The organism is Rhizobium sp. 1399 (assembly GCF_031455475.1).
GTDB lineage: Bacteria > Pseudomonadota > Alphaproteobacteria > Rhizobiales > Rhizobiaceae > Rhizobium.
Window position 1 is genome coordinate 638,238 of record NZ_JAVDSU010000001.1, and the last position, 12,989, is coordinate 651,226.

At 60.0% G+C, this 12,989-nt stretch carries 13 protein-coding genes and 1 tRNA gene; 5 read left to right on the forward strand and 9 right to left on the reverse strand.

The features are described 5' to 3' along the window. Positions 1 to 41: 41 nt before the first annotated feature. Positions 42 to 1,334 carry a UDP-N-acetylglucosamine 1-carboxyvinyltransferase gene (murA, locus tag J2X71_RS03355; protein WP_007821142.1) on the reverse strand — a complete coding sequence of 431 codons (1,293 nt, stop codon included), beginning with the start codon at positions 1,332 to 1,334 and terminating at the stop codon, positions 42 to 44. A gap of 116 nt (positions 1,335 to 1,450) precedes the next feature. Beyond that, positions 1,451 to 1,660, reverse strand: a complete 210-nt coding sequence (locus J2X71_RS03360; protein WP_310378927.1) for a hypothetical protein — start codon at positions 1,658 to 1,660, stop codon at positions 1,451 to 1,453. A 154-nt stretch (positions 1,661 to 1,814) separates the two neighbouring features. On the opposite strand from J2X71_RS03360, the gene J2X71_RS03365 reads away from it, so the two are divergent. Beyond that, positions 1,815 to 1,889, forward strand: a tRNA-Thr gene (locus tag J2X71_RS03365). A gap of 149 nt (positions 1,890 to 2,038) precedes the next feature. After that, positions 2,039 to 2,281 (forward strand): DUF982 domain-containing protein, encoded by a 243-nt coding sequence (locus tag J2X71_RS03370; protein ID WP_007821147.1) that lies wholly within the window; start codon positions 2,039 to 2,041, stop codon positions 2,279 to 2,281. Positions 2,282 to 2,516: 235 nt separating this feature from the next. Here J2X71_RS03370 and J2X71_RS03375 read toward each other — a convergent pair whose 3' ends face one another. Together J2X71_RS03375 and J2X71_RS03380 are read right to left on the reverse strand one after the other, a co-directional pair. Further along, positions 2,517 to 2,780, reverse strand: coding sequence for a hypothetical protein (locus tag J2X71_RS03375; protein ID WP_310378931.1), 264 nt, complete (start codon positions 2,778 to 2,780; stop codon positions 2,517 to 2,519). A gap of 82 nt (positions 2,781 to 2,862) precedes the next feature. Further along, positions 2,863 to 3,126, reverse strand: coding sequence for a BON domain-containing protein (locus J2X71_RS03380; protein WP_310378934.1), 264 nt, complete (start codon positions 3,124 to 3,126; stop codon positions 2,863 to 2,865). 158 nt (positions 3,127 to 3,284) lie between these two features. On the opposite strand from J2X71_RS03380, the gene J2X71_RS03385 reads away from it, so the two are divergent. Both J2X71_RS03385 and J2X71_RS03390 read left to right on the forward strand, forming a co-directional pair. Continuing rightward, complete coding sequence (locus J2X71_RS03385) at positions 3,285 to 3,563, forward strand: hypothetical protein (RefSeq protein ID WP_310378936.1); 279 nt, start codon at positions 3,285 to 3,287, stop codon at positions 3,561 to 3,563. A gap of 114 nt (positions 3,564 to 3,677) precedes the next feature. Further along, positions 3,678 to 5,738 carry an ATP-dependent helicase gene (locus tag J2X71_RS03390; protein ID WP_310378938.1) on the forward strand — a complete coding sequence of 687 codons (2,061 nt, stop codon included), beginning with the start codon at positions 3,678 to 3,680 and terminating at the stop codon, positions 5,736 to 5,738. A gap of 21 nt (positions 5,739 to 5,759) precedes the next feature. Here the strand turns inward: J2X71_RS03390 and J2X71_RS03395 are convergent, their stop codons facing one another. The 3 genes from J2X71_RS03395 to galE form a co-directional block, all read right to left on the reverse strand. Then, a complete protein-coding gene (locus J2X71_RS03395; protein ID WP_310378940.1) occupies positions 5,760 to 6,821 on the reverse strand; it encodes an enoyl-CoA hydratase/isomerase family protein in 1,062 nt (353 codons plus the stop codon). Positions 6,822 to 6,888: 67 nt separating this feature from the next. After that, on the reverse strand, positions 6,889 to 8,844 hold the full coding sequence (locus J2X71_RS03400; protein ID WP_310378942.1) for an EAL domain-containing protein: 1,956 nt from the start codon (positions 8,842 to 8,844) through the stop codon (positions 6,889 to 6,891). Between the two features lie 109 nt (positions 8,845 to 8,953). Then, positions 8,954 to 9,988 (reverse strand): UDP-glucose 4-epimerase GalE, encoded by a 1,035-nt coding sequence (gene galE, locus J2X71_RS03405; protein ID WP_113323627.1) that lies wholly within the window; start codon positions 9,986 to 9,988, stop codon positions 8,954 to 8,956. Positions 9,989 to 10,462: 474 nt separating this feature from the next. Between galE and J2X71_RS03410 the strand changes: the two genes are divergently transcribed. Then, on the forward strand, positions 10,463 to 11,143 hold the full coding sequence (locus tag J2X71_RS03410; RefSeq protein WP_310378944.1) for a Type 1 glutamine amidotransferase-like domain-containing protein: 681 nt from the start codon (positions 10,463 to 10,465) through the stop codon (positions 11,141 to 11,143). Here J2X71_RS03410 and J2X71_RS03415 read toward each other — a convergent pair. Both J2X71_RS03415 and mscL read right to left on the reverse strand, forming a co-directional pair. Further along, on the reverse strand, positions 11,140 to 12,306 hold the full coding sequence (locus tag J2X71_RS03415; protein ID WP_310378946.1) for a pyridoxal phosphate-dependent aminotransferase: 1,167 nt from the start codon (positions 12,304 to 12,306) through the stop codon (positions 11,140 to 11,142). The genes J2X71_RS03410 and J2X71_RS03415 overlap by 4 nt on opposite strands. Before the next feature lie 123 nt (positions 12,307 to 12,429). Then, positions 12,430 to 12,870, reverse strand: a complete 441-nt coding sequence (gene mscL, locus J2X71_RS03420) for a large conductance mechanosensitive channel protein MscL (RefSeq protein WP_310378949.1) — start codon at positions 12,868 to 12,870, stop codon at positions 12,430 to 12,432. Between the last annotated feature and the right edge of the window lie 119 nt (positions 12,871 to 12,989).

Genomic DNA, 12,989 nt, shown 5'->3' on the forward strand with positions numbered 1-12,989 from the left:
AAATACGCAACCGGGATAAAGGGCGCATAAGCGCCCTTTTCTTACTCGCTGACGCGCTCAACGATGGCGCCGCAGCGGGTCAGCTTTTCTTCCAACCGCTCAAAGCCACGATCGAGGTGATAGACGCGGGAAACCGTGGTCTCGCCTTCGGCGGCAAGCCCGGCAATAACGAGCGAAACGGAAGCGCGAAGATCGGTCGCCATGACCGGGGCGCCCTTCAGCCGCTGGACACCTTCAATCTTCGCCGTCTGGCCTGAAAGAGAGATCTTTGCGCCAAGGCGGGCAAGCTCCTGCACATGCATGAAGCGGTTTTCGAAGATGGTTTCCGTGACATGCGAGATGCCGGAAGAGCGGGTCATCAGCGCCATGAACTGCGCCTGCAGGTCGGTCGGGAAGCCCGGGAAGGGATCCGTGACGATATCGACCGGCTGGATGCCGGCGCCGTTACGCTTGATGCGCATGCCATTGTTGGTCGACGAGATGTCCGCGCCGGCGCGGCGCAGTGTTTCCAGCGCCGTTTCCAGCAGGGCAATATCGGTATTTTCGAGTACGACATCGCCGCCGGCCATGGCAACGGCCATAGCATAGGTGCCGGTTTCGATACGGTCAGGCAGGACGCGGTGGCGCGCGCCCGAGAGCGAGGTGACGCCTTCGATCGTGATGGTCGAGGTGCCCGCGCCGGAAATCTTCGCGCCCATGGCATTCAGGCAGTTGGCAAGGTCGACGACTTCGGGCTCGCGTGCGGCATTGCCGATTACGGTCGTGCCGCGGGCAAGGGTTGCCGCCATCATCAGCACATGCGTGGCGCCAACGGATACCTTCGGGAAGGTATAATGTGTGCCAATGAGGCCGCCCTGCGGTGCCTTGGCGTTGATATAACCGCCATCGATTTCCATCGTCGCGCCGAGCGCGGTCAGACCGTCGATGAAGAGATCGACCGGACGCGTGCCGATCGCGCAGCCGCCCGGCAGCGAAACGCGGCAATGACCTTCGCGGGCCAGGAGCGGACCGATGACCCAGAAGGAAGCACGCATCTTCGAGACCAGTTCGTAGGGAGCGGTCGTATCGACGATGGTACGGCAGGTGAAATGGATCGTGCGGGCGTAGGAATCTTCCTGACGCTCGCGACGGCCGTTGACGGCGACATCGACGCCGTGATTGCCGAGGATGCGCATCAGCAATTCGACATCGGCAAGGTGGGGCACGTTTTCGAGCGTCAGCGTATCGCTCGTCAGCAGCGAGGCGATCATCAGCGGCAGCGCGGCATTCTTGGCGCCGGAAATCGGAATGATGCCGTTAAGCTCATTGCCGCCGACAATTCTGATACGATCCATGTGCACTTACGGGCGAGGCCCGCCTTTCCTCAAAAGTTTTGCCTGTGGGGGCAAGGCAAGAAGTGGGGGTCTTTAGAGCAAATCCCCGCACGCTTCAATTCGTCGCGGACCGAACATTACGATTCGTCCATTTTTGCGGCAGGCATTTTTGCGGCGGGCAGCCCATTCGTCTCGTCCGCCTGGCCGGATCGGCGCGCGCGCACTTGCTGTTTGCGTCTTGAAAGATTTTCTCTCAGCTTTTCGGCAGCCCGTTCGCGGCGCAATGCCGCTTGGGCTTCCATGGCCGCTTTCCGGCTCTGCCGGGCCTTCTCAGTCTCTTCGTTCATCCCCCAGAACTACCCGAATTCGCGCCATTCCAAAAGTGGGCGGGACGTTATTCCCAGATAAGTTGGAATTTGCGGCTTGCACTCCTGCCGAAGCTGTGGCAATAGCCGCCCCGTTCACGCGAATTGAGCGTTTCCGCTTCTCGCGTCTGGTCCTGCTGCCGTAGCTCAGTGGTAGAGCACACCCTTGGTAAGGGTGAGGTCGGTGGTTCAATCCCACTCGGCAGCACCAGTTTTCTCCTTTAGCATTATCCCCCGCGCCAATCGGCGCCATTGCTGCCGGCAAAAATCTCGCTAGAATATTAGCATTCTGAATGCCTTTGCGGAGGAACCCGAAGGCTTCATTCAATGTTTCTATCGAGACATGCTGGAGGAGCGTCGATGGCAACTGAACGATGGAATAGTCCGATCAAGGTAGGTTTCGAAGAGGCGGGAGCACGCACGGTTAACGGACCGTTTGACGCGCTGACCTGCCTGACCGATCTCTGGCCTGCCGTACGCGGACTGAAATATCTCAAGGCACGCAGCGCCTGCCGCGCCGCACTCGATGGAAGAAAGACCGTCGAAGAGGCCCGCGCGGAGTTTATGGCGGCGGCCGAGGAAGCAAAGCTTAAAGTGCATTAAGCTTTCGGCGGCGGTATTGGACAATAAAAGTCCGATCTGTTCCGAAACGAAGCAATGCTTAATTTTCACTTAACCCTGCCCGGAGCTCGCGCAGGGCTTTGTCTCGAAAGACATTGCGCCATTCATCTGTTCATCAATAGAACGACGCCAGCCATCATGATGATGGTTAGAGGCTCGTCACCTTCTGCGGGAGACTGCAGACGAGCCTCGTTCGAAAGAAACTTCGAATATTCTATCAGCAATCCGAAGTATCCTCATCCTCCACCTGAATATATCCTACACCGATGATTGTGCCATCTGCGGCACGGATGAAGGACGGCAGGTAATGCGGTTCGGCGGGCTTGCAGACGGCGGCGCTGGTATATTCGTTCAGCGCTATTTCGTCTTTCGGCAGCGCCGAATAGTTCATATCGGTTTCGAGTGAGGCATGGGCGGAGCCGGCAAAAGCGCCGCATCCCAGAAGCAGAGCTGCGGCCCACAGGCGTATCAGCGTTTGCATTATTGTCTCCCGTATTGAAATCAGCTTTTCAACACGCGGGACAGGGAGTTGGTTCCTTGGAAATTCCTGTGCTGATCGTGATTTATCTCACCAGCAGGCGGCAATGCACGTAACCGCTTCCGACAATGTCCTCGGCGATTGCCAATGCCCGCTCGCTATCACCCCATTGGCTCACGAAACCTTCGAGAATGACGGTGGGGCCGATGGTGGAGACGATGATTTCGGTCGCATCGAGATCGGCTGCGGCGTGCAGGGCGCTTTCCACGGACGCGCGCATGGCGGCCGTGTTGTGGCCCTTCATCCAGGCTTCCTCGTGGGGTGGCGAGCCGTGAAACCGCAGCACCATGACCGTTCCTGACATTACCTAATAGGGGTTAACGCAAGAAGACGACGTTTGTTGCCATACGCAGCCGGCTGGATGCATAGTCGCCGTGATGGTGGTGCTCCGATACTCCTGTCCCCGTCGGCAGAAGCCCCATGCAATTGCGGCCGAGGAAAATGTTGATGAAAGCGCTTGTGTCTGCCCTGCTTGCTACGACCCTTTTGGCTGTACCCTTGCTGGCCGGCTGCTCCGCCGCGGACGCGCCTGCGCTGGAACCCATTCCCGGCAGCATCACCTATGGCGGGCAGCCGCGCACGAAGCTGACGAAATCGCCGATCGGCAGCGCCGTCCACAACGACTTCTACGATCAGCAGGGCCAGCGCGTCTACGAAACCTATATTCTCCAGCCCGACCGCAGCCTGAAGCTGGTGCGGCGCCAGATCGTGCCGGACTTTCCGTAATAGTGCATGGCGACCCGCGCCTGCTTGACAGTGGCGCCAATCGAGAACATCCAAGGAACATCTGATTTTATTCGCGGGCGTTGATTCTCCCGCGAAGCCTAACCGGACGGCTGGATGTATCTCGAAAGACTCAATCCCCAGCAGCGCATGGCCGTGGAGCACGGCACACTCACAGACGGCAGCCATGTGGCCGGGCCGCTGTTGGTCATCGCCGGGGCCGGATCAGGCAAGACCAATACGCTCGCGCATCGTGTTGCACACCTCATTCTCAAGGGTGCGGATCCGCGCCGTATCCTGCTGATGACCTTTTCCCGCCGGGCGGCAGCCGAAATGGGCCGGCGCGTCGAGCGTATCTGCGGCGAGGTTCTCGGCAAGAATTCCGGCATCATGGCGGATGCGCTCGCCTGGAGCGGCACGTTTCACGGCATCGGCGCGCGGCTCTTGCGCGACTATGCCGAACAGATCGGCATCGACCCGGCCTTCTCCATTCATGACCGGGAAGACAGCGCCGACCTGATGAACCTCGTGCGCCACGATCTCGGCTTCTCCAAGACGGAAAGCCGGTTTCCGACGAAGGGCACCTGCCTTGCCATCTATTCCCGTGCCGTAAACTCCGAAACGGAACTGCCGCTGGTGCTGCGCGACGCCTTCCCCTGGTGCGCCACCTGGGAAAAGCAGCTTCGTGAGCTTTTTGCCTGTTACGTCGAGTCGAAACAGAGCCAGAATGTGCTCGATTACGACGACCTGCTGCTCTACTGGGCACAGATGGTGGCCGAACCCATGATCGCCGAGGATATTGGCAGCCGCTTCGACCATGTGCTGGTCGACGAGTATCAGGACACCAACAGGCTTCAGTCTTCGATCCTGCTTGCCCTCAAGCCTGATGGCCAGGGCCTGACCGTTGTCGGCGACGATGCGCAGTCGATCTATTCCTTCCGCGCAGCCACAGTGCGCAACATTCTCGATTTTCCGGCGTCCTTCAGCCCGGCTGCCAATATCGTCACGCTCGACCGCAACTACCGGTCGACGCAGCCGATTCTTGCCGCCGCCAACGCGGTGATCGATCTTGCTTCCGAGCGTTTCACCAAGAACCTCTGGACGGAGCGGGAATCGCCGGAACGGCCACGGCTGGTGACGGTGCGCGACGAGAACGATCAGGCGCGCTACGTGGCCGACAAGGTTCTCGACAACCGCGAGGAGGGCGTGAAGCTGAAAAGCCAGGCCGTGCTCTTCCGCGCCTCGCATCACAGCGGCCCACTTGAGGTGGAACTTACCCGCCGCAACATTCCTTTCGTGAAGTTTGGTGGGCTGAAATTCCTCGACAGTGCGCATGTGAAGGACATGCTGGCAGCGCTGCGCTTTGCCCAGAACCCGCGCGACCGTGTGGCTGGTTTCCGCTTGATGCAGATCCTTCCGGGTGTTGGCCCGTCCACCGCGCAGAAGGTGCTGGACCAGATGGCTGACGATGCAAGCCCGATCGCAGCGCTTGCCGTCATGCCCGCACCGCCGCGCTCGGGCGAGGAATGGACCTCCTTCGTTTCCACCATGCAGGAGCTGAAGACCGGCAAGGCTGGCTGGCCGGCCGAGATCGAGCTGGTACGGCGATGGTATGAGCCGCATCTGGAACGGCTGCATGAGGATGCGAGCGCGCGGCTTGCCGATCTCGTGCAACTCGAGCAGATCGCCGGTGGTTATGCCTCGCGTGAGCGATTCCTGACGGAGCTCACACTCGATCCGCCCGATGCGACTTCGGATCAGGCAGGCGTGCCGCTGCTCGACGAGGACTATCTCATCCTCTCGACCATCCATTCGGCCAAGGGGCAGGAATGGACCAAGGTCTTCATGCTGAACGTCATTGACGGCTGCATCCCTTCAGATCTCGCAGTCGGCACGACGGCAGAAATCGAGGAGGAGCGGCGATTGCTCTATGTGGCGATGACCCGCGCCAAGGACAGTCTCGATCTCGTCGTGCCGCAGCGCTTCTTCACTTATGGTCAGAATTCGCAGGGCGACCGGCATGTCTATGCGTCGCGCAGCCGCTTCATTCCAGCCACGCTGCTGCAATTCTTCGAGGTCTGCGGCTGGCCGCAGGTCAAGACCGATACGGCAGCCGCCCAGCAGGCGCGGCAAGTGCGTATTGATGTCGGCGCGCGTATGCGCGGCATGTGGCGTTGAAACCTCTCCTGACCAGCAGGGTTAGAGCAAAAGGGGCGGCTTTGCCGGCTCGAAGAAGCGGCCGATCATCTCATCATTGACCAGGGCGATCGTCGGCGGCGACCATTTCGGATTGCGGTCCTTGTCGATGACGGCTGCACGGACGCCCTCGTAGAAATCCGGACCATGCAGGATGTGCATGCAGGCGCCGAGCTCGCGGGCAAGACATTCGCCGAGCGTGCGGCTCTGGCGGCCGGCTCTCAGCAGCCGCAAGGCAAGTTTGAGACTGGTCGGCGAACGTGTGAGCATCACACGGCGGGTTTCGGCAGCGAATTCACCCTCCTCCGCACCCAGTGCGGATGCGATGTCCTCGACGCGGTTGAAGTGAAAAGCACGGTCGATCATCGCGGCATTGGCCTGCAATCTGCCCTCGCCCGGCTGTTCTGAGAGATCGCCTAGCGCTGCGTCCACATCGTCCGACGAACTTCCCGCAGGCAGGTTCGTCAGACGCTGTACCGCCCCTTCGAGACGCGAGGAAAGCATATAGAAATCGGCAAGCCCGGTATGGATCGCATCGGCGGCATTGATATCGAGCCCGGTCAGGGCCATCCACGTACCGCTTTCGCCCGGCGTGCGGGGCAACAGCCATGTGGCGCCGATATCGGGAAAATAGCCGATGCCGGTTTCCGGCATGGCAAGGCGGGTGCGCTCAGTGACGATGCGATGGCGGCCATGGCTGGAAAGGCCGACGCCGCCACCCATGGTGATACCGTCCATCAGCGCCACATAGGGCTTCGGATAGGTGGCGATCCTGTGGTTGAGGCGGAATTCCTCGCGCCAGAAGGTTTCCGCGAGACCATCGCCGGCGCGGCCACTCAGGTGGATGGCGCGGATATCGCCGCCGGCGCAGAAGCCACGCTCGCCTTCACCCATGACGATAATGGTGGCGACGTTTCCGTCGGCGGCGAACTCATCAAGCGCGGCGGTAATCGCGCGCACCATGGGGATCGTCAGGCTGTTCAGCGCCTTTGGGCGGTTCAGCCGGATGAGGCCTGCCGTGCCCCGTCGCTCGACAATGACTTCGCTCTGATTACTGTTATCCATGATCCACCTCGCTCCTGACCCATGAATAAACCGGGTCGGGTCGGGGTTCCAGTGGCTCGCTGATCAATCAGGCCGAGAGGGACTGCGAAACGGCGACATCGCGCCGCACCGCGTAATCGATCGCCAGTTCCAGCGGCAGCGGCCGCGAGAAATAATAGCCCTGCGCCAATCTTACGCCGATGCCTTTCAGTGACTCGGCCACATCCTCGCTTTCGACACCCTCGGCCACGGAGGCGATGCCGAGGTTCTGGCAGAGATTGGCGACAGAGCGCGTGATGTTCATGCAGCGCGCATCGCGATCGAAATTCATCACAAAGGCCTTGTCGATCTTCAGCTTGTCGAAGGCCAGGCGATGGATGTGGCTCAAGCTCGAATAGCCCGTGCCGAAATCGTCAAGCGCAATCGAGATGCCGGCTGCACGCAGCATGCCGATCACCTGATCGGCAGTGTCGAAGTCGGACAGGAGTGCCGTCTCGGTGATCTCGAACTCGATACGTTTCGGATCGACGCCGGCGCGGCTGATCATCGCGAGCAATGCCATCGATGTTTCATGATCGCAGATGTCGCGGGCCGACAGGTTGAAGGAGACGCGCAGATGCGCCGGCATGATCTTCAGTGCGTCGAGCGCCTGGCAGAAGAGAATGCGTGTCATGCGGCCGATCACCGCCGTGCGTTCGGCGGCCGGAATGAAGGCATCCGGACTGATGCGGCCGAAGCGGGCGCTATCCCAGCGCGCAAGGGCCTCAAAACCGACGACGCGGCCGCTGCGCAGCTCCACGATCGGCTGATATTCGAGCTTCAACTCCTTGGCGAAATTGTCAGCCTGCAGCTCCAGCTCGATCAGATAGCGTTGCGTCAGGATCTTTTCGTGTTCCGGAGAGAAGAATTCCACACCGCCGATGCGCTTGCTCTTGACCTGGTAGAGAGCGAAATCCGCTTTCTCGTAGAGATCTTCGGCCGTGTACTCGCCCGCCTCAGGATAGACGATGCCGCAGGAACCGGAAACGCGTACCGAACCATCGGGAATCTCGAAAGGTTCGCGTACGGCCGCACAGAGCGCCACTCCAAGGTCAGAGACGGCCCTGAGCGTCATGTCGGAGGGGAAGATGATGCCGAATTCATCGCCGCCAAGGCGCGAGACGATACCCTGATCGCCCAACAGCGAGACGAAGCGGCGTGCTGTCTCCTTCAGCACGAGATCACCAGCCGCATGGCCGAAGACGTCATTGACCGGCTTGAAGCCATCAAGATCGACGATGCCGATGACAGGCGGTGAAGACGGATCCTTCAATAGCATCCTTTCGAGCGACAGGAAGAAGCTGCGGCGATTGGCAAGGCCGGTCAACTGGTCCTGGAGCGCGTTGCGGCTGTTGACGAGGTTCAGTTCCTCGGCTTCGGCCTGTTTCTGCTTGAGCTCTTCGGCAAGCCGCACCAGGTGCGCGAAATTCTGGAAGTAGCTGTTGATGACACGCAGGAAGGGCAGCACCAGGAACAAGCCGCTGACCGCCGTTGCGACGAAAACCGGATTGCCGGAAAAGAGGAAGGTCACGATCATGGCTGTGAAAGTGATGACCGTGGTGATTGCCGCGGCGAGCGGCAGATGCATCAGGCAAAAGACGCAGGAAATGCCGGTTACGACCAGGAAATAGGCGATCTGGCCCTGCTGCGAGGCATCGCCATACTGATAGAGCGCGATAGCCCAGCCGCCGAAGCCGATCGTGAGGATAACCGCGCCGACCAGCGTCACCTTCATCAGCCGCAGCGCACGCTCCGGCGTGACGTTTTCCTTGCCTGATATCTCCCACCAGCAGAGGCGGAAGACGCAGACGATGCTGAGACCGACGGGGATGTAGAGCGAAAGCCAAAGAGGCGCCGACTTGATGTGGGTGATGGCCACAGCCAGCGCATTGATGACGAGGAGAACGTACAGAATCGGAATCTGTGATGACAAAGCTTCGAACTGCGCCACCAGAAACTTCGGATTATCTTTTTGCAGCCGTAGTGACGCTATGAAGTTCTTCATGATCCCTTTTCCCTTGGCGGAAACGAGCCAGAGAAAGCTTGATTATTCCTTATTCACGTAACGTCAGGCCACCCGCACTGCGCCGGGATGGTAAATGTTCGGTTGCATTTCAGAAAGAAGCCGCAGCCAGTGCGCGATGAATGCTGTGCAGATCGTCGACGCTCCTGTTCATCAGGAAGAGTTCCCAATCGAGCGAGCTGCGGACGATGGTTTCCAGCGAGTCGTGTTTCGGTGTCCAGTCCAGCACGCGACGGGCAAGGGTCGCATCGGCGACGACGCTTGCTGCGTCGCCCGGCCGGCGTGGCGCCATGTTGATCTTGAACGAGTGACCGTTCAAGCGGGTGACCATGTTCAACACATCGAGCACGGAATAGCCGTTGCCATAGCCGCAGTTGGCGACAAGTGGCCCCCTGCCCTGGCGCAGATGCTGGAGCGCCTTCAAATGCGCTGCCGTCAAATCGCTCACATGGATGTAGTCGCGCACACCGGTGCCGTCATGGGTCGGGTAGTCGAAGCCGTAGACGGCGATGCTGTCGCGCTTTCCGAGTGCGGCCTCACAGGCGACCTTGATGAGGTGGGTCGCGCCCGAGGTCGACTGGCCGGTGCGCAGCTGCGGATCGGCGCCTGCAACGTTGAAATAACGCAGCGCCACATAGCTGAAGTCATAGGCGGCAGAGGCGTCACGAAGCATCATTTCAGTCATCAGCTTCGACTGGCCGTATGGATTTTCCGGATTGAGCGGCGCCGTCTCCTTCACGGGCGCGGAGCCCTTCTGCTGACCGTAGACAGCGGCTGTCGACGAGAAGACGAAGTTACGGATGCCCGCCTTGATCGCAGCACTCAGCAGGACACGTGTCTTGCCGGAATTGTTGTCGTAATAAGAAAGCGGGTCAGAGACCGAGGCCGGCACGACGGCGGAGCCGGCGAAATGAATGATCGCCTCGATATCGTTTTCGATGAAGATCTTCTTCAGCACATCCGGATCGGCGACATCGCCGAGATAGAAGCGCGCCGCCGGCGCCACGGCCCAGCGAAAACCGGTGGAGAGCCGGTCGAGCACGACCACATCTTCCCCGGCATCGAGCAGCGTCCAAACCATGTGGCTGCCGATATATCCAGCCCCACCTGTCACCAGAACCGCCATGTCTGCATTCCCTGTTTTATCTTTTTCGGGAGCATCAGAACGGCTTTTTCCTTTCCGATTTTGTTATCAAACGGCCTCGGAAAGCCTTTGCGGCCGGTATGTTTGGAGATGTGGTTAGAGGCGGATTTCAGGTGTTTCTACAATTTTATCGAACAGCCGGTTTCGGGACAAAACCGCCTTTTGCCGCCCCTTATTCCGGGCGCGTTGACAAGGCGTTCACGGCAAGTCAAAGTAGGTGCATGAACAACTTTGCGTTCCAGGCTATGACGATGGGCATGACGACCACCCTTTGCGGTGGGGGCGTCGGTTTGTGACCTGAAACTGTTCACTACCACCGACCCAACCCCGCCGGACACGCGCGGGGTTTTGTGTTTCTGCCCCGATGTCCGCCCCATGCAAAGGACTTCTCGTGGCACAAGATCTTCTCTCAATGCCGGTTCGTAACCCGCTTCTCCAAAACAGGGAGCGGTAACGATGAGACTCTACCTGTCATCCTACCGGCTCGGCGCCAGCGCCTTCCGGCTGAGGAAACTTCTCAATGGCGGACGGCGCGCCGCCGTCATCCAGAACGCGCTGGACTTCATTCCGGCCGAGGCCCGGCGTGCCTACGAGGCCAATATCTACGATCCCAAGGAAGAACTTGCCGATTGGGGGATCGAGGCGGAAGAAGTGGATTTGCGAGACTATTTTGGGCAACCGCACGCGCTGAAAAAGGCGCTCGCCGGCTTCGACCTCGTCTGGGGCGTCGGCGGCAATGCCTTTCTTCTGCGGCGGGCCATGCGGCAGAGCGGCTTCGATCGCATCATCGGAGAATTGCTACGCGAGGATGCGATCGCCTATGGCGGCTTCAGCGCCGGGTCGGTCGTTGCAACGCCCTCGCTAAAGGGCATCGACATCATGGACGATCCGCAGCAGCTTGCACCGGATTACGACGAAGCAATCCTGTGGGACGGTCTCGGGCTCGTCGATTTCTCCATCGTCCCGCATTACCGCTCGGCGCATGATGAGGCCGAAGCTGCCGAAAAGACCGTCCACTTCCTTGAAGAAGCCGGCACGCCCTTTCAGCCGCTGAGAGACGGCGAAGTCATCATCGTCGAGGGCCGGAATGTGACGCTGCTACCGGTGCTGCCGGAAGCGATGCGTCGCTCCGCCTAGAGCTTCAGGATATAGTCGCAAAGCCGCTCGGCCGCGACTGTCACCTGCGCCGGATCGCGCAGGAAGCAGGCGCGCAGAAAAAGCTCGCCGCCGGGTCCGAAGGCCGTGCCGGGGGCAAGGCCGACGCCGGTCTTGTCGACGATGTCGATCGCAGCCTTGCGGCTATCGGTGACGCCGTCGATCTTGAGGAAGGCGTAAAGCGCGCCATCGGGTTTCAGTGTTTCGACCCGATTGGTGGCGATCAGTGCATCGCAGAGGATATCGCGGGAGCGGGTTGCCTTGTCGATATTCGACTGCACGAAGGCGTCACCCTCGTTGAGGGCAGCGACTGCGCCCTTCTGCATGAACTGTGCGACGCCCGAGGTCGAATACTGGATCAGGTTTTCGAGCACCTGCCCGGTTTCCGGCGGGGCAACGATCCAGCCGACGCGCCAGCCGGTCATAGACCAATTCTTGGAGAAGGAGTTGACGAAGATGATCTTGTCGCCGGGCTCCATGACGTCGAGGAAAGACGGCGCGCGGCCACCAGCATAGAAATAACGCGCATAGATCTCATCGGCCATGATCCAGAGATCATGCTTGCGGGCCAACGTCAGGATATCCGCCAGATCCCTCTTCGTCGCGGTCCAGCCGGTCGGGTTTGATGGGGTATTGATGAAGAGGCCGCGGGTCCTCGGCGTGATCGCCGCTTCGATGCGATTGAGGTCGACAGCCCAGGTGCCGCCTTCGAACTGCAGCTCGACGCCGACCGAACGGGTGCCGGCGATTTCCAGGGCGGCAGCGATATTTGGCCAAGCCGGCGTAAGATAGACAAGTTCGTCACCAGGCGAAGTGAGCGCCTGGACGGCGATCTGGATTGCCTGCATGCCGGAGCCGGTGACGTAGAAGTGCTCGACTGGAAGGCGGATGCCGAAATGCCTGAAGTAATAATCCGACAGCGCCTGGCGCAGCTCCGGAATGCCGCGCTGCCAGGTGTAGAAGGTCTCGCCGGCGGCGAGCGCCTGCATGGCGGCCTGATTGATGAAATCGGGAGTGGGAAGATCACCCTCGCCGACCCAGAGTGGCAAGAGGCCCTCGCGGCCGCGGGCATAATTGACGACTTCGACGATCCCGCTTTCTGGCGCTGCGACGGCGCGCGGGCTTAGGCTGCTTATAATCGACATGCACATCTCCAGTTCACGCCTTCATAGCGGATTTGCGGACGCAAATCCCATGACAATGCGTGATGGCATATCGATTTTCGTGATGGATGAGCTCCGGCCGGAGCGAACGGGCTTAGGACCGGATCAGACGGCTGGGCGCTTGGCGAGAAGATCGCGGATTTCAGTCAGCAGCGCGACATCGGCCGGCGGCGGCGGAACCTCCGCGGGTGCTTCCTTCGCCTTGCGCTCGACCTGCTCGCGCAGGATGTTCACAGCCTTGATCATCAGGAAAATGATCACGGCGAGGATGAGGAAATTGATGAGGACCGTGATGAAATTGCCGTACGCGAAAACGGCCCCGCGGCTACGAGCAAGTGCAAGGGTTGGCTGCCCAAAGGCCTCCTTCGACAGCGGAATGTAGTAGTTGGAGAAGTCGAAACCGCCGAAGATCGCACCGACGATCGGCATGATCATGTCTTCGACCAGCGACTTGACGATGCCGCCGAAGGCGCCGCCTATGATAACACCGACTGCGAGATCCATGACATTGCCGCGGGCGATGAAAGCTTTGAACTCATTGAGCATCCGATCTGTCTCCCCTTGATGCATTTTCAAAGACATGCCGTTGTTTTCATTAGCTACACCTTCATCTCAATTAATCAATCGGCAATTGGAAATATTCGGACACTGCCCCCATCCGCGTA

Bases quoted from the DNA above. Each gene is read 5' to 3' on its own strand.
- J2X71_RS03385 (WP_310378936.1), top strand. From the start codon at position 3,285: ATGAAAGCGCTTGTGTCTGCCCTGCTTGCTACGACCCTTTTGGCTGTA.
- J2X71_RS03380 (WP_310378934.1), bottom strand. From the start codon at position 3,126: ATGGTGCTGCGGTTTCACGGCTCGCCACCCCACGAGGAAGCCTGGATG.
- galE (WP_113323627.1), bottom strand. From the start codon at position 9,988: ATGGCGGTTCTGGTGACAGGTGGGGCTGGATATATCGGCAGCCACATG.
- J2X71_RS03370 (WP_007821147.1), top strand. From the start codon at position 2,039: ATGGCAACTGAACGATGGAATAGTCCGATCAAGGTAGGTTTCGAAGAG.
- J2X71_RS03410 (WP_310378944.1), top strand. From the start codon at position 10,463: ATGAGACTCTACCTGTCATCCTACCGGCTCGGCGCCAGCGCCTTCCGG.
- mscL (WP_310378949.1), bottom strand. From the start codon at position 12,870: ATGCTCAATGAGTTCAAAGCTTTCATCGCCCGCGGCAATGTCATGGAT.
- murA (WP_007821142.1), bottom strand. From the start codon at position 1,334: ATGGATCGTATCAGAATTGTCGGCGGCAATGAGCTTAACGGCATCATT.
- J2X71_RS03360 (WP_310378927.1), bottom strand. From the start codon at position 1,660: ATGAACGAAGAGACTGAGAAGGCCCGGCAGAGCCGGAAAGCGGCCATG.
- J2X71_RS03390 (WP_310378938.1), top strand. From the start codon at position 3,678: ATGTATCTCGAAAGACTCAATCCCCAGCAGCGCATGGCCGTGGAGCAC.
- J2X71_RS03400 (WP_310378942.1), bottom strand. From the start codon at position 8,844: ATGAAGAACTTCATAGCGTCACTACGGCTGCAAAAAGATAATCCGAAG.
- J2X71_RS03395 (WP_310378940.1), bottom strand. From the start codon at position 6,821: ATGGATAACAGTAATCAGAGCGAAGTCATTGTCGAGCGACGGGGCACG.
- J2X71_RS03415 (WP_310378946.1), bottom strand. From the start codon at position 12,306: ATGTCGATTATAAGCAGCCTAAGCCCGCGCGCCGTCGCAGCGCCAGAA.
- J2X71_RS03375 (WP_310378931.1), bottom strand. From the start codon at position 2,780: ATGCAAACGCTGATACGCCTGTGGGCCGCAGCTCTGCTTCTGGGATGC.